Annotated in this window: 9 protein-coding genes; 6 read left to right on the top strand and 3 right to left on the bottom strand. The window is 73.4% G+C overall.

All coding sequences use genetic code 11. The annotated features are described in order from the left end of the window. Positions 1-111 precede the first annotated feature (111 nt). The 6 genes from ACI2L3_RS15025 (at position 112) to ACI2L3_RS15000 (ending at position 15,309) form a co-directional block, all read left to right on the top strand. Positions 112-1,107: an ABC transporter substrate-binding protein gene (locus ACI2L3_RS15025; protein ID WP_404752790.1), complete on the top strand. Its 996-nt coding sequence runs from the start codon at positions 112-114 to the stop codon at positions 1,105-1,107. After that, the gene (locus ACI2L3_RS15020; protein ID WP_404752789.1) at positions 1,104-2,126 is read left to right on the top strand and encodes a FecCD family ABC transporter permease; all 1,023 of its coding nucleotides are present in this window, start codon (positions 1,104-1,106) and stop codon (positions 2,124-2,126) included. The genes ACI2L3_RS15025 and ACI2L3_RS15020 overlap by 4 nt, the downstream gene beginning before the upstream one ends. Before the next feature lie 62 nt (positions 2,127-2,188). Beyond that, on the top strand, positions 2,189-3,118 hold the full coding sequence (locus tag ACI2L3_RS15015) for a FecCD family ABC transporter permease (protein WP_404752907.1): 930 nt from the start codon (positions 2,189-2,191) through the stop codon (positions 3,116-3,118). Continuing rightward, positions 3,115-3,900, top strand: a complete 786-nt coding sequence (locus ACI2L3_RS15010; protein WP_404752788.1) for an ABC transporter ATP-binding protein — start codon at positions 3,115-3,117, stop codon at positions 3,898-3,900. Before ACI2L3_RS15015 ends, ACI2L3_RS15010 begins: the two co-directional genes overlap by 4 nt. 1 nt (position 3,901) lies before the next feature. After that, positions 3,902-13,906, top strand: a complete 10,005-nt coding sequence (locus tag ACI2L3_RS15005; protein ID WP_404752787.1) for an amino acid adenylation domain-containing protein — start codon at positions 3,902-3,904, stop codon at positions 13,904-13,906. Then, positions 13,903-15,309: an MDR family MFS transporter gene (locus ACI2L3_RS15000; protein ID WP_404752786.1), complete on the top strand. Its 1,407-nt coding sequence runs from the start codon at positions 13,903-13,905 to the stop codon at positions 15,307-15,309. Before ACI2L3_RS15005 ends, ACI2L3_RS15000 begins: the two co-directional genes overlap by 4 nt. Here ACI2L3_RS15000 and ACI2L3_RS14995 read toward each other — a convergent pair. From ACI2L3_RS14995 to ACI2L3_RS14985, 3 genes are read right to left on the bottom strand one after another with little or no spacing between them, the layout of a single operon-like run. Beyond that, positions 15,299-16,882, bottom strand: coding sequence for an FMN-binding glutamate synthase family protein (locus ACI2L3_RS14995; protein ID WP_404752785.1), 1,584 nt, complete (start codon positions 16,880-16,882; stop codon positions 15,299-15,301). The genes ACI2L3_RS15000 and ACI2L3_RS14995 overlap by 11 nt on opposite strands. Beyond that, on the bottom strand, positions 16,879-17,460 hold the full coding sequence (locus tag ACI2L3_RS14990; protein ID WP_404752784.1) for an isochorismatase family cysteine hydrolase: 582 nt from the start codon (positions 17,458-17,460) through the stop codon (positions 16,879-16,881). Before ACI2L3_RS14990 ends, ACI2L3_RS14995 begins: the two co-directional genes overlap by 4 nt. Then, positions 17,457-18,641, bottom strand: a complete 1,185-nt coding sequence (locus tag ACI2L3_RS14985) for an alcohol dehydrogenase catalytic domain-containing protein (RefSeq protein WP_404752783.1) — start codon at positions 18,639-18,641, stop codon at positions 17,457-17,459. The genes ACI2L3_RS14990 and ACI2L3_RS14985 overlap by 4 nt, the downstream gene beginning before the upstream one ends. Between the last annotated feature and the right edge of the window lie 110 nt (positions 18,642-18,751).

The raw sequence follows: 18,751 nt of genomic DNA, 5'->3' as shown, positions 1-18,751 counted from the left end.
CTCACACCAGCACTTCACGCAGGGCGGGCGGCGCAGCGCCGCCCGCCGGGTTGCCTTACCCACAAGGTCATCTACTAAGGTGAGCCTTACCTAAGTAACAAGGAGCGAAACATGTCCATACGCAGATCGTCGGCCCTGGTCGGCGCCGTGGCGCTGGCCCTGGTGGTGACCGGGTGCGGGTCGTCGGACGGCGGGTCGGACGGGTCGGCCAAGGGCAAGACCCGGGTGTTCACCGCGGACAACGGCAAGATCACCATCCCGGCCGACCCGAAGCGTGTGGTGGCCACCGGCTACGCGGTACCGGCCATGATCGAGGGCGGCGCCCCGCTCGTCGGCATCTCGTCGTGGAAGCGCGGCGAGCCGATGATGAGCAAGCAGGACCTCGCCACGTACAAGAAGACCCCCAAGGTGGCGGGCGAGCTGGCGACCGAGACCAACTACGAGGCCATCGCCGAGGCCGAGCCCGACCTGATCGTCATCGGCGTCCCCGCCCCGGTGCTCGGCGACATCGACGTCAAGCGGCTGGAGGGCATCGCCCCGGTCGTGGCGATCGGCCCGACCGTGCCGTCCGCCTGGCGCAAGCTGACGCACCAGCAGTCCGACGCGGCAGGCGCCCTCAAGAAGTTCGACGTCGCCAAGGACAAGTACGAGGCGAAGGCCGGCGAGCTGGCCAAGAAGTACAAGGGCGTGCTCCCGCAGCTGAAGCTCGGCCACGTCGGCGCGTACGGCGAGACCGCCAAGGGCACCTTCCAGCGGGAGTTCGGCGGCTCGTGGGGCACCAACATCGCCGAGGACGTCGGCGCCAAGTACTACGGCAAGGTCAAGAAGCCCGGACCCGGCTCCAAGGCGGTCAGTGAGTACCCGTCCATCGAGGAGCTCCCGGAAGCCCTCGGCAAGGCCGACGCCATCACCTACTCCGTCAACGCCGACGGCAGCGTCCCCAAGCCGGTGAAGTACGTCATGGACTCCAAGCTGTGGAAGAACCTGCCCGCCGTCAAGGCCGGCAAGACCTTCCCGATCCGCTACACCGAGGCCGCCACCTACGGGCAGGCCATGCAGACCCTCGACGCGATCGACAAGTCGTTCGCGCCGCTCCTGAAGCGGTGACCGTCGCGGGCCGCGCCTCCGAGGCGGCCGGAACCGGGCGGGCCGTCCCGCGGGCCGGCCTGCTCATCGGCGGCCTCCTGCTGCTGGCCGCCGTCGCCGTGCTCAGCATCGGCGTCGGGGCCCGGTCGGTCGCGCCCGGCGAGGTCGTGCGGGCGCTCTTCGACTACCGGGGCACCGACGACCACGTGATCGTGCGCGACGTCCGGGCGCCGCGGGCGCTGCTCGCCGTCGCGGTGGGCGCCGCCCTCGCGGTGGCGGGCGCGCTCATCCAGACGCTGGCCCGCAACCCGCTGGCCGAGCCCGGCATCCTCGGGGTCACCGCGGGCGCCGGGTTCTCCGTCACCGTCGGCTCGGCGCTCGGGCTGACCGCCGGTCAGGCGGGCGAACTGGGTTTCGCGGTCCTCGGCTCCGTCGGCGCGGCGCTCCTCGTCGCCGCCGTCGGACGGCACTCGCCGCTGCGTCTGGTGCTCGCAGGCGTGGCCCTGACCGCCGTCCTGTCCGGCGTCGCGCTGGGTCTGCGCCTCATGCTCCCGGACACCTTCGACGCGTACCGGTTCTGGTCGGTCGGCTCCCTCGCGGCCCGCGAACAGGCGCCGCTCGCCCTGCCGTTGACCGTCATCGGAGCCGCCCTGCTCGGCGCGCTGCTGCTGAGCCGGGCGCTCAACGCCCTGACGCTCGGCGAGAGTGTCGCGCACACGCTCGGCGCGAACGTCGGCCGGGTACGGGCCGCCGCACTCGTCCTGATCACCGTGCTCAGCGGGGCGGCGACCGCCGTGGCCGGACCCATCCTCTTCGTCGGGCTGATCGTGCCGCACCTGGTGCGCAGGCCCGCCGGAGGCTCGGTGCCCTGGCTGATTCTCTACACGATGGTGCTCGGCCCGATCCTGCTGCTGATCGCCGACATCGGGTCGCGGGTCCTGCTGCCCACCGGCGAGGTGCCGGTGGCGATCGTGACCGCGTTCCTCGGCGGACCCATGCTGATCTGGGCCGTGCGCCGCTACGGGGCGGGGTCACTGTGAGCACACTCGTACTGAAGGCGGAACGCCGCACGGTGGTGCTCGTCGCGGCACTGCTCGCCCTGATGCTCGGCCTGGGCCTGCTCGGGCTCTGCTACGGCGCGTCATGGTCCACGCCCGGCGAGGTGTTCGCCTCGCTGACCGGCACCGACCGCTCCGTGGTCATCTCCGACTGGCGGCTGCCGCGCGTCCTCGCCGGACTCGTCTTCGGCGCCGCGCTCGGTGTCGCCGGGGCGATCTTCCAGAACCTCACGCGCAACCCGCTCGGCAGCCCGGACGTGATCGGCCTCGACGCGGGCGCCTACACCGGCGCCCTCGTCGCCCTCACCGTCCTGTCGGGCACCTCCGCCCAGCTCGCCACCGGCTCCGTGCTCGGCGGACTGCTCGTCGCGGCCGTCATCTACCTGCTCTCCTTCGACCGGGGCTTCTCCGGACTGCGGCTCGTCGTGATCGGCATCGCGGTCAACGCGATGGTCACCGCGATCAACTCGTGGATCGTGCTCCGCGCCGACCTGGAGGTGGCGATCGCCGCCGTCGGCTGGAGCGCGGGCTCACTCGCCGGCGTGGGCTGGGAGGACCTCGGCATCCCCTTCGCGGTGATCGCCGTGCTCCTCGCCCTCATGGCATCGCGGGCGCACGCCATGCACCAGGCGGCACTCGGCGACGCGATCGCGGTGACCACCGGCGTCGGACTCAACCGGCTCCGCCTGCTGATGGTGCTCGTCGGCGTCGGCTGCACGGCCACCGTGACCGCCGTGGCGGGACCCATCGCGTTCATCGCCCTCGCCGCCCCGCAGATCGGCCGCAGGCTCGCGGGCGCCGCCGGAGTGCCGCTGCTCCCGGCCGCGCTGACCGGAGCGGTACTGCTCCAAGGGGCCGACCTGCTCGCCCAGATGCTCCTCGCGCCCGTCGCTTTGCCGGTCGGCGTGGTGAGCACCGCGATCGGCGGCTGCTACCTGATCTGGCTGCTGACCAAGGAGGTGGGGCGCGCATGACCGCACGCCTGACCGCGCGGGACATCACCCTGCGCTACGGAGACCGCGTGGTGTCCACACGGCTGAGCCTCGACGTCCCCGACGGCGCGTTCACCGCCATCGTGGGCCCCAACGCCTGTGGGAAATCAACGCTGTTGCGGGCCCTCGTCCGGCTGCTGCGGCCCGACGACGGGCACGTGTGGTTCGACGGCCGCGACGTCGGCGGCTACCCGGGCAAGGCGCTGGCCAAGGAGCTCGGCTTCCTGCCGCAGGACCCGCTGGCGCCCGAGGACATCAAGGTCCGCCAGCTCGTGGGCCGCGGCCGGTTCCCCCACCAGTCGCTGCTGGCGCTCCGCTCGCCCGGCGACGAGAAGGCCGTCGCCGACGCGATGGCCGCCGCCGGCGTCGAGGACCTCGGCGAGCGGCCCGTGCAGGAGCTGTCCGGCGGACAGCGGCAGCGGGTGTGGATGGCCATGGTGCTCGCCCAGGAGACGCCCTACCTGCTGCTCGACGAACCCACGTCGTTCCTCGACATCACCCACCAGTACCAACTGCTCGGCCTCCTCGCCCGATTGCGCGACGAGGGCCGCACGGTCATCGCGGTCCTGCACGACATCAACCAGGCGTGCCGCTTCGCCGACCACCTGGTCGCCATGAAGGACGGCCGGGTGGTCGCCGAGGGCGACCCCGGGGACATCGTGGACGCCGCGCTGATCAAGGACGTCTTCGACCTGCCGAGCGTCATCGTCCCCGACCCGGTGACCGATACGCCGATGGTCGTCCCCACACTGCAAGGAGAGTAAGTTGAGCACCGCAAGCGTCTCCTCGGACGGTCTGCTCCCCCTGACCGGCGCCCAGACGGGCATCTGGAACGCGCAGCGCCTCGAACCGGACTCGCCGTACTACGTGGTCGGCGACGTCGTGGAGATATCCGGCGGCGAACCGGTCGACGTCGACGCGCTCGTCGAGGCCGTCCGCGCGACCACCGAGGAAGCCGAGACCCTGCGGCTGCGGGTGCACGACACTCCGGACGGTCCGCGCCAGACGATCAGTCAGGAACCCGTCGCCGCGCCCGAGGTGGCCGACGTCAGCGGCGAGGCCGACCCCGAGGCGGCGGCCCACGCGCTCGTCGACGCCGAGCGGGCCCGGGTGGGCGAGGCCTGCCGGGGCATGGTGGACCGGCCGCTGTACGCGCGCACCGTCATCAAACTCTCCGACCGCGAGGTCTGGTACACCCAGCTCGGCCACCACCTCGTCTTCGACGGCTACACCGCCGCGATGCTCGCCCGCCGCACCGCCGCCCGCTACACCGCCCTGGTGACCGGCGCCGAGCCCCGCACCTCGAACTTCGGTGGATTCGCCGACCTCGTCGCCGCCGACCGCGCCTACCGGGAGAGCGACCGGTTCACCGAGGACCGGGCGTACTGGGTCGAGCGGTTCACCCCCCTGCCCGACCTGGGCGAGACCGACGCCGCCGCCGGCGCGCCCGACCGCACCCTGACCGCCCGCGCCGCCCTCTCGCCCGAGGAGACCGCCCGGCTGCGCGCCTTCGCCGACGCCGAGGGCGTCACCTGGGGCGAGGCGCTGATCGCCTGCTACGCCGCCTTCCTGCACCGCGTCCTCGGCGGAACCGACGTGGTGTTCGCGCTGCCGCTGATGTGCCGGACCGGATCGGTCGAACTGCGCACCCCCGCCATGGCGGTCAACGTGCTGCCGCTGCGGGTCACCGTGCGGCCCGGCGACGGGTTCGGCGAGCTGAGCCGCCGGGTCGCCGCCGCGATGAAGGAGATGCGCGACCACCAGCGCTACCGGGGCGAGGACCTGCCGAGGGACCTCGGCGTACCCGGCGCGGGCGCGCTCCTCCACGGACGCGGCATCAACCTCAAGGCGTTCGACCTGGCGCTCGACTTCGCCGGGTCGAGCGGCGTGATGCGCAACGTCGCGGGCGGCCCGCCGGAGGACATGGGCCTGAGCGTCCTGCCCGCCCGCGACGGCGGACTGCTGCTCGGCTTCGAGGTCGACGCCAGGACCAACGACCAGGCCTCCGTGGACGGTTCGCTGGCCGGCCTGCGAGCCCTGCTGGCCGGACTCATCGACGGCCGTCCCGTCGGCCGCGTGGCCCTCACCGAACACACGGACCGCCTCGTCGCGGACTGGTGCCCGCCCGCGCTGCCCGGCACACCCGTCGACGTACCGACCGCGTTCGACGCCATGGTGGCCGCCGACCCCGGGCACCAGGCCCTCGTGTGCGGCGCCGACCGGCTGACCGCGGCGGACCTCGCCGACCGCGTGCACCGGATCGCCCGCGCGCTGCGGGCCCGCGGCATCGGGACCGACGACGTCGTGGCGCTCGCGCTGCCCCGCTCGGCCGACTCGGTGACCGCCCTCCTCGCCGTCCTCGACGCGGGCGCCGCCTTCCTGCCCCTGGACACCGCGTACCCGCCCGAGCGGCTGCGCGACCTGATCGACGACACCCGCCCCGCACTGGTCCTGACCGCCGCCGACACGGTCGAAGGACTGCCCTGGAAGACCCTCATCGACGAGGCCGCCGCCCTGTCCGGCGCACCCCTGGCACCCGGTGAACTGGCCGCGCCCCGCCACCCCGACCACCTCGCCTACGTGATCCACACCTCCGGCTCGACCGGCCGCCCCAAGGGCGTCCTCGGCCGGACCGGCGGCCTGGCCGCGCTCCTGCACCACCAGCGGTCGACGGTCATCGCCGAGGCCGAGGGCGCCGCGAAGCGGAGACTGCGCGTCTCGCACACCTACTCCTTCGCCTTCGACTCCGCCTTCGACCACCTGATGTGGCTGCTGTGCGGCCACGAACTGCACGTCTACGACGCCGAGACCGCCCGCGACGCCGACGCACTGCTCGACGCGTACGCCCGCGACGGCATCGACATCGTCGACACCACACCGTCGATGGCCGCGCCGCTCATCGACGGCGGCCTCCTCGACCGGCGTCCGACCCTGCTCGTCCTCGGCGGCGAGGCCACCCCGCCCGCGCTCTGGCGGCGCATCGCCGAATCCGGCATCACCGCGCGCAACATGTACGGGCCGACCGAGGCCACCGTGGACGCCACCACCGCCCGCATCGACGGCGGCGAGCCGACGATCGGCCACCCCCTCTCCGGCACCCGCGTCTACGTACTGGACAGCGCCCTGCAGCCCGTGCCGCACGGCAGGACGGGCGAGCTCTACCTCGCGGGACCCCACCTGGCCCGCGGCTACCTCGGCAGACCGGGGGCGACCGCCGACCGGTTCGTCGCCGACCCCTTCGGCGGGCCGGGCGAGCGCATGTACCGCACCGGCGACCTGGCCCGGTGGGTGCCGGGCCGGGGCCTGGACTACCTGGGCCGCGGCGACGGCCAGGTCAAGATCCGCGGCCACCGGGTGGAGACCGGCGAGGTCGAGGCCGCGCTCGGCGCGGTGCCCGGCGTCACCGCGGCCGCCGCCACCGTGCGGTCGTCCCGGCTGATCGGCTACGTCGTGTCCACCTCGGTCACCGGCGACGCGGTACGCGCCCTGCTGGCGGAGACGCTCCCCGAGCACATGGTGCCCGCAGCGGTCGTCGTCCTCGACGAACTGCCCGTCACGACCAACGGCAAGCTCGACCGCGCCGCCCTGCCCGCGCCCGCCGCCGCCCGCGGCGGCCGCGAGCCCGAGACCGAGCGGGAACGCCTGCTCTGCGCCGTCCTCGCCGACGTCTTCGAGGTCGAACGGGTCGGCGTGGACGACGACTTCTTCTCCCTCGGCGGCGACAGCATCACCGCGATCACCATCAGCAGCCGGCTGCGGGCGAAGGGCCTCGAACTGCGGCCCCGCGACCTCCTCGCGCGCCGCAGCTTCGCCGCCCTCGCCGCGTCGGCCGGACTGGTGCGGGACGTGGCCGAACCGGTGGACGACCCGACCGGGCCCGTGCCCGCGCCGCCCATCGTGCGCGGCCTCCTCGACCCGCACCCGGACGTGGACGTCGTCGCCGCGTACGCGCAGTGGACCGCCCCGTACGTCGAAGGACTGAACCACGCCGACCTCACCGTGGGCGTACAGACGGTGCTCGACCACCACGACGCTCTGCGGCTGCGCGCGGGCGACGGACTCGAGATCCTGCCGCGCGGCGCGGTGCGCGCCGTCGTCGACGAGGTCCACGGCGAGGACGTGACGGCCGTGGCCGAGCGCCTCGCCGGACAGCTCGACCCGCGCTCGGGCGATCTGGTCCGGGCAGCCGTGGTCCGTACCGGCGCCGCCTCCACGGGTGGTGACACGTCCGACCTTGACACGTCCGACCGCCTTGTCATCGTCGTACACCACCTCGCCATGGACGGTGTGTCGTGGCGCATCCTGCTGCCCGACCTCCACGCGGCCTGCACGGGTGGCCCCCTCGAACCGACCGGCGCGTCGTGGCGCCGGCACGCCACACTCCTCGCCGAGCAGGGCGCGTCCGGCGCCCGACGGGCCGAACTCGACCACTGGCGGGCCGCGCTCGCCTCCGCCTCCCGGCTCGGCGCCCGGCCCCTCGACCCCGCGCGGGACACCGTGGCGACCGCCCACCGGTCGGTCACCGTCGCCTCGCCCGAGGTCACCGAGGCGCTCCTGACGACGCTGCCCAACGCGTACCGCGCCGGCGTCGACGAGGTGCTGCTCGCCGCGCTCGTGCTCGCCCTGCGCGAGTGGGGCCTCACGGGCAACGCGGTGACCGTGTCGATGGAGGGCCACGGCCGCGAACACCTCGACCTGTCCCGTACGGTCGGCTGGTTCACCAGCGAGTACCCGGTCCGCGTTCCCCTCGCCGACAGCGTGGGACAGGTGCTGCGCGCGGCCAAGGAGGCCAGGCGCGGCGTCCCCGACAACGGCATCGGCTACGGCGTCCTGCGCCACCTCGACGCCGGGACCAGCGGCGAGCTCGGAGCCGTTCCGCCGCCGGACGTCCTGCTGAACTACCTGGGCCGCTTCGGCTCGCTGCCCGGCACCGGCTGGCGGCTCCCCGAGCACGACGCCTTCTCGGTCACCGAGCCCGGCGCCAAGGCACTCGAGCAGGTCCTCGCCCTCAACTGCTTCGTCCACGAGGAGGGCGCGCCGCGGCTCGCCGTCGAGTGGACGGCCGCGACCGAGGTGCTCGGCGCCGACGCCGTGCCGGCGCTGCGCAACGCCTGGGCGGCGGCGCTGGAAGCGCTCGCCGAGCACGCACGCGTCACGACGGGCGGCCTCACCCCCTCGGACCTGCCGTTCGTCGACCTCGACCAGCCGGCCATCGACGCCCTCGAACGCACCGGCCGGATCACCGACGTACTGCCCGCCACACCGCTGCAGGTCGGGCTCTCCTTCCACACCCTGGTACGCGACGACCACGACACCGACGTCTACGTGGTGCAGGCCGTGACGACCCTGGCCGGCGAGCTCGTGCCCGACCGGATGGCCGAGGCGGCCCGCGAACTCCTGCGCAGCCACCCGGCGTTGCGCGTCCACCTCGGCACCGCCGGGGATGACGTGGTGCAGGTGATTCCCGCCGATGTGACGCTTGACTGGCGCCGGGACGACCGGTTCCCCGAGGCGGCCGGGGAAGACCTGGAGCGCCCCTTCGACCCCACCCGGCCGCCGCTGATCCGCTTCCTGCTGTCCCGCGTCGGGCCCGCCGAACACAAGCTGGTCATCACCAACCACCACGCGCTGCTCGACGGCTGGTCGATGCCGATCGTCGGCCGCACCCTGCTCGCCCTCTACGCCGAACTGAGCGGCGGCCCCGCGGCCCCCGCGGCCCCGCAGCTCTCGGAGTACTTCCGGTGGCTCGCGGGGCGGGACCACGAGGCGTCGCTCGCCGCCTGGCGCGACGCGCTCGCCGGCGTCGACGACGCCACGCGGCTCGCACCCGCGACCACCGGTACCGGCGTCGAGCGTCCCGGCCGCGAAACCGTCGCGCTGGGCCGCGAGTTCAGCGACCGGCTGCGCGCGTTCGCCCGCGACCAGGGCGTCACCCTGACCACGGTCCTCCAGACCGCGTGGGGTCTGCTCCTCGGGAAGCTCACCGGCCGCCGCGACGTCGTCTTCGGCTGCCCCGTATCCGGGCGGCCTGCCGAGGTCGACGGCGTGGAGTCGATGATCGGCCAGCTCGGCACCACGATCCCCGTCCGCGTCCGGCACACCCAGGACCAGACCGCGAGCGACCTCATGGCGCACGTGCACGCCGAGAGCGTCGCCCTCGCCGAGCACCACCACGTCGGCCTGCCCGAGATCCAGCGGACGGCCGGCGTCGGCGAACTCTTCGACACCATGCTGGTGATGGAGAACTTCCCGCTGTCCAGCCGGAAGCGCACCCCGCTCGCCCCCGGCCTCGACCTGACCGGCGTCGACATCACCGACGCCACGCACTACGCGCTCACCGTCATCGTCATCCCCGACGAAGAGATCACCATCGGCCTCGGCTACCAGCCGCGCGCCTTCGAAGCGGACACCGTGCGCGACTACGGCCGCTGGCTGCACAACCTCCTGAGGGAGCTCGTCGACGACCCGGCACGCCCCGCCCTCCGGCTCCCCGCGCTCGACCCCGACGAGCGCGAACGCATCCTGCGCACCGGCACCGAGATCGTCCCCGCCAAGGAGCGCGGCCACTGGCTGGACGAGTTCGCCGCCTGGGTCCGGCGCAAGCCGGACGCCGAGGCTCTGGTCTGTCGCCAACGCAGCCTTACTTACACCGAGTTGGACCGGCAGGCCAACCGGCTCGCCCACGCGCTCATCGCGCGCGGCGTCCGGCCCCAGGACCCGGTCGCCGTGCTGCTCGGCCGCGACATCGAGATGACCGTCGCGCTGTTCGGCGTGGCCAAGGCGGGCGCGGTGTACGTGCCGATGGACGCGAGCTACCCGCGCGAGCGGCTCGCCTTCATGTTCGACGACATCGCCCCGGCCGCCGTCGTGTCCACCGGCGCCGACCTGCCCGTGGACCGCGACATCCCGGTCCTGCGCCTCGACGACCCGGCCACCCTCGCCTCCGCACCGGACACCGACCCGGCCGAGGCCCGCGCCGGGCTGACCGAGGACGCGCTCGCGTACGTCATCTACACCTCGGGCACCACCGGGCGGCCCAAGGGCGTCGGCGTGACCCACCGGGGCGTGCCCGACCTCATCGCGCTCCAGGAGGAGGTCGTCGGCGTCACCGAGCACGACCGGTACCTGCACTTCGCCTCGACCAGCTTCGACGTCGCGTTCTGGCAGACCATGGTGCCGCTCCTGTCCGGCGGCACCTCCGTGATCGCACCCGAGGAGGTGCGCGTCCCCGGCGACGAACTCCTCGACTACATCGTCGAACACCGCGTGACGGGCGTGAACCTGCTCCCGTCGTTCCTCGCCGCGATGCCCGACGACCGCACCGTCCACCCCGACGTGTTCTTCGTCGTCGGCGCCGAACGCCTCGACCCCGAACTGGCGCGGCGCTGGGGCAAGGGCCGCCGGGCGCTCTTCAACGCCTACGGCCCCACCGAGGTCACCATCAACTCCGTGACCTGGCACTACGACCCGGACGACGAGGGTCCGCTACCGATCGGCCGCCCCGACCCCAACGTCCGCGCGTACGTTCTCGACGGCGGGCTCCAGCCGGCCGGCGTCGGCGTGACGGGTGAGCTGTACCTCGGCGGGCCCAGCCTGGCCCGCGGCTACCTCGGCCGCCCCGGGCTGACGTCCGAGCGGTTCGTCGCCGACCCGTTCGGCCCGCCGGGGGAGCGGATGTACCGCACGGGCGACCTCGTGCGGTGGCGGCCCGACGGGCAGCTGGTGTTCCTCGGCCGCGTCGACCACCAGGTCAAGGTGCGCGGTTTCCGCGTCGAGCTGGGCGAGATCGAGTCCACGCTGACCGGCCACCCCGACGTCCGCGCCTGCGCCGTGATCGTCCGTGAGGGGCGCCTCGTCGGCTACGTCATCCCGACCGACGGCGCCGACCTGGACACCGCCCGCGTACGCGAGTTCCTCGCCGCGGAGCTGCCCGACCACATGGTGCCGACGGCGCTCGTCCCCATCGACCGGCTGCCGCTCAGCCCCAGCGGCAAGCTCGATCCCACCGCACTGCCCGCCCCCGAGACCGCGGCCACCGCCCGGCGTGAACCCGCCACCGAGGCCGAAGCCGTGCTCCTCGGCGTCTTCCGCGACGTCCTCGGCACCGAGGCCATCGGCCCCGACGACGACTTCTTCGCCATCGGCGGCGACAGCATCGTGTCGCTGCAAGTGGTCTCCCGCGCCCGGCGCCAAGGCCTCGGCCTGACCGCGCGGGACGTCTTCGAAGGAGCGACGGTCGCCGGCATCGCGGCACGGGCCCGCGCCCTCGACGGCGGCGCGGCACCCGCGACCGGCGACGCGCCGCTGACCCCGATCATGCGGGACCTGCTGCACCGTGCGGGTACCGCGGCCGACGGGTTCTGCCAGTGGGTGGAGATCTGCGTCCCGCCGGGCGGCGACGAGACCACCTGGCAGGCCGTACTCGACGCGCTCCTGGCCCGGCACGACGTGCTGCGAGCCCGCCTGACCGACGACGCCCTGCACATCCCGCAGGCCGGCGCGGTCACCGGCGCCGACGTCCTCACCGCCGTCCGCGCCACCGACGACGACCTGCGCACCCTGATCGACACCTGCGTCACCGGCATCCGGGACGCGATGGACCCGCGCACCGGCCCGCTGCTGCGCGCCCTGTGGGTGGACGCCGGACCCGAGCGGCCCGGCAGGCTCGTCCTCGTCGCCCACCACCTGGTCGCCGACGGCGTGTCCTGGCGCATCCTCGTCGACGACATCGAGCACGCCTACACGGGCGGCGAGTTGACGCGGCACGGACAGTCGTTCCTCGGCTGGGCACGGTCCCTGCGCGAGGCCGACCGCCGGGCCGAACTCCCGCACTGGCGGCGGATGACCGCCACCCCGGCCCTCACCGCCCCCCTCGACCCCGCCAGGGACACCGTGGCCACCGCCCGGCACCACGAGATCCGGCTCGACGCCGCGGCGACCCGCGCCCTGATCACGACCCTGCCCGCCGCCTACCGCAGCACCCCGGACGCCGTGCTCCTCACCGCGCTCGCGAAGGCGGTACGGGCCTGGCGCGGCACGCCGGAAGTCCTTGTCGCGCTGGAGAGCCACGGCCGCCCGCAGCACGTCGACCTGTCCCAGACCGTCGGCTGGTTCACCGCCGTGCACCCCGTGCGGCTCGACGCCGACGACGACGTGAAGGCGGTCAGGGAGCGGCTGCGCGCCCAGGGCGACGGCCTCGGACACGGCATCCTCACCTCGGCGGGCCTCCTCGACCAGGTGACACCGGAGATCGCCTGGAACTACCTCGGTCAGTTCCCCGGCGCCCCGGCGGACGAGACGCCGTGGCAGGCGCCGCCGGACGCCGACCCGCTCGGCTCGGGCGGCACCGACGCGCTGCCCCTGCCGCACAGCCTGATGGTCAACGCCCTGGTGCGCGACGACGAGCTCGGGGTCCGGATCACCTGGCCCGCGGCGCTGTTCACCGCCGTCGAGGTGGCGGACCTGGCCGCGTGCCTGCGGAGCGCGCTGCGGGAGCTCGCCGCCGCACCGGAGATCAGCGCACTCGACCACGACCGGCCGATCGCCGAGATCCAGCCGCTCACGCCGCTGCAGGAAGTGATGCTGCGGCACTCGCGCACCGAACGACCCGACCCGTACACCGTGCAGTCGACGTTCTCCCTCGCGGGACCGCTGGACACCGACGCGCTGCGCGCCGCGGGCGCCGACCTGCTGGCCCGGCACCCGAACCTGGGCGCCGTGTTCCCCGCCGGCCTGGCGGTGATCCCCAAGGCGCCGCGGCCGGACTTCCGTGTGGTCGAAGGGCCTGCCGAGGAGGTCCTCACGGCCGACCTGGCCGAACCCTTCGACCTCGCCCGCGGCCCGCTCCTGCGCCTGACCGTGATCCGGGACGGCGTCGACCGCGCCCACCTGGTCATGACCAGCCACCACGTGCTCTCCGACGGCTGGTCGGCCCCGCGCATCCTCACCGAACTGTTCGACCTCTACACGGCACACGTGCGCGGTACAACAGCCGACCTGCCCGCCCCCGTGCCCTTCGGCGACTACCTGCGCTGGCGCGCCGAGAACGAGCCCGACCTCGACCTGTGGGCCGCCGAACTGGACGGTCTGCCCGAGGGCGACCACCTGAGCGACGGCGGCGAGCCGGGCCCCGCCTGGCAGCAGCCGACGCTCATCACGTTCGACGCGGAGCTGGTCACCGGCCTCACCCGGCTCGCGGCCCGGCGCGGACTGACCCGCAACACGCTGGTGCAGGGCGCCTGGTCGGTGCTGCTCGCCCGGCGCTCGGGCCGCGCGGACGTCTGCTTCGGCGCCATGGTCGCCTGCCGTCCCCCGGAGCTCGAGGGCGTCGAGGAGATCGTCGGTCTGCTCGCCAACACGGTGCCCGTACGCGCACGGCTCACCGGCACGCTCGCCGACACGCTCACCGGACTGCAGGCAGGGCAGCGCGCCCTGGTCGAGCACCAGCACGTCGCCCTCTCCGACCTGGAGCGGCTGACCGGGCGGCGCAGGCTCTTCGACAGCCTGGTGGTGTTCGAGAACTACCCGGTCGACCCGGACCGCCTGCGCGAACCCGCCCCCGGGCTCACGGTCGTCGGCACCCGCTTCCGCGAGTCCACGCACCACCCGGTGACCCTCACGGTCATGCCGGACGGCGACGGCTGGACCGGCGTACTCGCCCACCGGGAAGGGGTGGCCGTCGACGGTCTCGCCGACGAACTCCTCGAAATGCTCCGCACGCTGGACCAGCACCTCGACGACGACGTGCGCACGCTCCTGGGGGACCGATGACCAAGGACGCCGCACCACCCGCCGAGCGGCAGCGGGTGGACGGACAGCTGCTGCGCGTCGCGTTCATCCTGGTGCTCGGCACCTTCATGGCGACGCTGGACGCCACCATCGTCAGCGTCGGCATCGACCGGCTGACCGACGAGTTCGACGCCTCCGTCGCCGACATCCAGTGGGTCAGCACCGCCTATCTGCTCGCCGTCGTCGCCGCCGTGCCCGCGTCCGGCTGGCTGGCCGACCGGTTCGGCGGCCGACGGACGTGGCTCGCCGCCGTGGGCGTGTTCCTGGTCGGCTCGGTGCTGTGCGCGCTGGCCTGGTCGGCGGCAAGCCTCGTCGTGTTCCGGGTGATCCAGGGGCTCGGCGGCGGGCTGCTTCCCGCGACCGGGCAGGCCCTGCTGGCCCGCGTCGCGGGCCGCGAGCGCACCGGCCGGGTGATCAGCGTCGTCGCGGTCGTCCCGCTCCTGTCCCCGGTGTTCGGCCCGCTCGTCGGCGGTGCGCTCCTCGGGGCGGCGTCCTGGCAGTGGCTGTTCCTGGTCAACCTGCCGATCGGCGCGGCCGCCGCCCTCCTCGCCCGCCGCCACGTCCCCGACGTACCGCCGTCGACCCGGCGGACGGCGTTCGACCTGCGGGGAGCCGCGCTGCTCTCACCCGGCCTCGCCGTGCTGGTGTACGGACTGACCGAGGTCGCCCACGGCCGCACCGTGCCGGCCGTGCTCGGTGTGACGGCGGGCGTCGCGATGCTGGCCGGCTTCGCCGTGCACGGGCTGCGCACGCGCGGCACCCCGCTGGTCGACCCGCGCCTGTTCACCCGGCCGCCCTTCGGGGCCGCCGCCCTCGCGCTGCTCGTCCTCGGCGCGTCGGTGTTCGGCACGACGTTCCTGCTGCCGCTGTACTTCCAGACCGGCCGCGGCCTCACGGCATGGGAGGCCGGACTGCTGCTGGCCCCGCAGGGCATCGGCGCGGCGGTCGGCTCCGTCCTGGTCAACCGCACCATCGACAAGGTCGCACCACGGACCCTGGTGGTCACCGGCATCGTGCTGATCCTCGCGGGCACGGTCCCGTTCACCCAGCTCGGCCACGAGCCCCCGGACGCGCTGATCATCGCCGCGCTCACGGTCCGCGGCATCGGCATGGCGATGATCGGCGCGCCCGTGATGAACATCGTCTACAGCCGCATCGAGCCCGAACACCTCCCTCGTGCGTCGGGAGCGCTCAACCTGCTGAACACGGTGGGTGGTTCGGTCGGCACGGCCGCCCTCGCGGTGGTCCTGGAGAACCGGCTGTCCACCCGGGGCGCGGACGTCTCCTCGGCGTTCGCCGACACCTTCTGGTGGGTGCTCGGCTTCTGTCTGCTCGCCGCCGCGGGGGCCACCCGGCTGCCCGCGACCCGGGCGGTCAGCCGGTGAAGCTGTCCGGATCCGCCGTGCGCCAGTCGGCGGCCCAGCCCGGGGGCGGCGCCGCGAGCAGCTCCCCGGGGGAGAGCCAGTCGTACAGCTCGGCGTAGGACCGGAACCTGCCGTGGTCCTCGCGGCGCCGCAGGTGGTGCGGGCCGAGCTCCGAGGGGTCGCGGACGCCCATCGCCGCCATGATCTGCAGCGCGCTGTGGACCGTGGCCCGCTGGTACCGGGTGACGCGGGCGGACTTGTCCTCGACGTCGAGGGCGCGGGCGCGGTGCGGGTCCGTGGTGGTGACGCCGGTCGGGCAGCGGTTGGTGTGACAGCGCTGGGCCTGGATGCAGCCGGCGGCGAACATCATCGCGCGGGCCGCGTTGGTGTAGTCGGCGCCCATCGCGAGGCGCTTGACGATGTCGGTGCCGGTCGCCACCTTGCCGCTGGCACCGACGCGGACGCGGTCCCGCAGTCCGCTGCCGACCAGGGCGTTGTGGACCGTGATGAGCCCCTCGGTGAGCGGCATGCCGAGGTGGTCGGCGAACTCGAGGGGTGCCGCGCCCGTACCGCCCTCCGCGCCGTCCACCACGATGAAGTCGGGAGTGATCCCCTCCGCGTCCATGGCCTTGCACACGGCGAGGAACTGGGGCCGGGAGCCGGGGCACAGCTTGAAGCCGACCGGTTTGCCGTGGGTCAGTTCGCGCATCCGGGCGAGGAATCGGACGAGTTCGCGGGGCGTGGAGAAGACGCGGTGGTACGGCGGTGAGATGACGGTCTCGCCTTGCGGGACGCCGCGTACCGACGCGATCTCGGGGTTGACCTTGCCGCCGGGCAGGACGCCGCCGATCCCCGGTTTCGCGCCCTGCGACAGTTTGAGCGACACGGCCCGCACGGCGGGGTGGGCGGCCTTCTCGGCGAACTGCCCCGCGTCGAAGCCGCCGTCGCGGGTGCGGCAGCCGAAGTAGCCGGTGCCGATCTCCCAGATCAGATCGCCGCCGGGCCGCAGGTGGTATTCGGAGAGGCCGCCCTCACCGGTGTCGTGCGCGAAGCCGCCGCCCGCCGCGCCGGTGTTCAGGGCCAGGATGGCGTTGGCGGACAGCGAGCCGAAACTCATCGCCGAGACGTTGAGGAGCGCCATGTCGTACGGCTCGGCGCAGTCGGGGCCGCCGATCCGTACCCGGGGCGGCTCGTCGCGGACCTCCACCGGCGCCATGGACGGCACGAGGAACTCGTAGCCGCGGTCGTCCATGTCGCGCTCGCTGCCGAAGGGTTCCTCGGCGGCGACGCCTTTGGCGCGTTCGTAGACGATGCTGCGGGTGTCCCGGTCGTAGGGCCTGCCGTCGTAGTTGCGCTCCACGAAGTACTGCTGCAGCTCCGGGCGCAGCGCTTCCATGAGGAACCGCATGTGGCCGAGTACGGGGTAGTTCCGCAGCACGGAGTGCCACGGCTGGACGAGGTCGTACACACCGGTCAGTGCGACGGCCGCCAGCGGGCCGGCGGCCAGCCACCACCACGGGGACACCAGGAGGGCGAGCAGTACCCCGCCCACCGCGCAGGCCGTCAGCAGGCCCACCGTTGCGAAACGCGTCATGATCCTTGCTTCGTGGGCCGTTCGGTGAACACGATCTCGCCGCCGTGGGCGAGGCGGGCTCCCAGGTTGATCCGCATCATCTCCAGGGCGGCATCGGCGAGGTGCGGATGGATGTGGGCGACCGCGTCGACCACCACCGTCACGCCGAGGTGCCGGATGTGGGCGTCCAGCGCGGAGTACAGCACGCACTGCTCGGTCACCTGACCGCACAGCGTCACGTGCCGCACGCCCAGTTCCCACAGGAGATAGGTGAGCGGGGTCTCGTAGAAGATGGAGTGGCGGGCCTTCACGACGAACAGCGAGTCGTCGTCCGGCAGGATCGGCTCGACCAGCTCCGCGTGCGGCCCCGCCATCGCGGCGTCGATCAGCTCTCCCTGGTGGGAGCGCCACTGGCCGAAGTTGTCGTTCACGTAGATCACCGGGACGCCGCTCGCGCGGGCCGTCGTCAGGAGCTCCGCGAGCACCGGCACGGCCTTGCGCGCCGAGGGCAGCAGCAGCTCCGCGTCCCGGTGGTCGTACGTGTTGATCATGTCGATCACGACCAGCGCGCTGCTCCGGGCGTCGTGCCGTTCCGTCATGGCTTCAGCAGCGTCTTGACCATGCCGTCCTCCTTGGCCTGGAAGGTCGCGTAGGCCGCCGGGGCGTCCTGGAGGGGCAGGTGGTGGGTGGCGAAGGTGTCGACGCCCAGCGGGTCGTCGTCCGTGAGGTGCGGCCGGATGTCCTCGACCCAGCGCCACACGTTGGCCTGGCCCATGCGCACCTGGATCTGCTTGTCGAACATGGTCAGCAGCGGCATCGGACTGGCCGCCCCGCCGTAGACACCGCTGATCGAGAGGGTGCCGCCGCGCCGGACCGCGTCGACCCCCGCCAGCAGCGCGCCCATGCGGTCGACACCGGCCTTCTCCATCAGGGGCCGGGCGAGCTTGTCGGGCAGCAGTCCGGTCGCCCACTGGGCGGCCTTCGCCACCGGCGCACCGTGCGCTTCGAGGCCCACCGCGTCGATCACGGCGTCCGTGCCGCGCCCCTGGGTGAGCTCGCGGACGGCGTCCCCCAGGTCCTTCTCGTGGTGCCGCAGATCGATGACGGTGACGCCGTTGCGCCGGGCGCGTTCGAGGCGGGTGTCCACCAGGTCGACGCCGATCACCAGCTCCGCCCCGCGCAGCCGCGCGATGCGGGTGGCCATGTCGCCGATGGGGCCGAGGCCGAGCACCGTGACGCTGCCGCCGGGCGGGATGTCGGCGTACTCGACGGCCTGCCAGGCGGTGGGCAGCACGTCGGACAGGTACACGAACCGGTCGTCCGGCGGGCCCTCGGGCACCTTGATCGGCAGGGTGTTGCCGAAGGGGACCCGCAGCAGCTCGGCCTGCCCGCCCGGGACCTGCCCGTAGAGCTTGGTGTAACCGAACAGGGAGCCGCCGCTGCCCATCGACGTGACCTGCGTCGTCTCGCACTGCGACTGCAGCCCCTGCCGGCACATCCAGCAGGTGTTGCAGGAGACGTTGAACGGAATCACCACACGGTCGCCTACGGCCAATTCGGTGACGCCGGGTCCCTTCTCCGCCACGACACCCATGGCCTCGTGGCCCAGGATGTCGCCGGCGTCGAGGAACGGCCCGAGGACCTCGTAGAGGTGGAGGTCCGATCCGCAGATGCCGGTCGACGTCACCTGGACGATCACGTCGTCCGGCTTCTCGATCCGCGGGTCGGGCACCTCGTCGACGCGTACGTCGCGTTTGCCTTGCCATGTGAGAGCACGCATGGGGGGACGTACCTTCCTTGCTGGCTTGCGTCTGGCCGGTGTGGGCCTCCTCCCAGGCTGCCCACACAGTGCGCCGGTCCGCCACATGGGGGAGGACGGCCCGTGACGTG

This window comes from Streptomyces sp. NPDC029674, from assembly GCF_044903205.1.
Lineage (GTDB): Bacteria > Actinomycetota > Actinomycetes > Streptomycetales > Streptomycetaceae > Streptomyces.
The sequence above is the reverse complement of the archived record's forward strand: the minus strand, read 5'-3'. Positions and strand labels throughout refer to the sequence as shown.

What these genes read in the sequence shown, in the direction of transcription:
- ACI2L3_RS14985 (WP_404752783.1), bottom strand. Translation starts at nt 18,641, where the DNA reads ATGCGTGCTCTCACATGGCAAGGCAAACGCGACGTACGCGTCGACGAG.
- ACI2L3_RS15015 (WP_404752907.1), top strand. Translation starts at nt 2,189, where the DNA reads ATGCTCGGCCTGGGCCTGCTCGGGCTCTGCTACGGCGCGTCATGGTCC.
- ACI2L3_RS14995 (WP_404752785.1), bottom strand. Translation starts at nt 16,882, where the DNA reads ATGACGCGTTTCGCAACGGTGGGCCTGCTGACGGCCTGCGCGGTGGGC.
- ACI2L3_RS15000 (WP_404752786.1), top strand. Translation starts at nt 13,903, where the DNA reads ATGACCAAGGACGCCGCACCACCCGCCGAGCGGCAGCGGGTGGACGGA.
- ACI2L3_RS14990 (WP_404752784.1), bottom strand. Translation starts at nt 17,460, where the DNA reads ATGACGGAACGGCACGACGCCCGGAGCAGCGCGCTGGTCGTGATCGAC.
- ACI2L3_RS15010 (WP_404752788.1), top strand. Translation starts at nt 3,115, where the DNA reads ATGACCGCACGCCTGACCGCGCGGGACATCACCCTGCGCTACGGAGAC.
- ACI2L3_RS15025 (WP_404752790.1), top strand. Translation starts at nt 112, where the DNA reads ATGTCCATACGCAGATCGTCGGCCCTGGTCGGCGCCGTGGCGCTGGCC.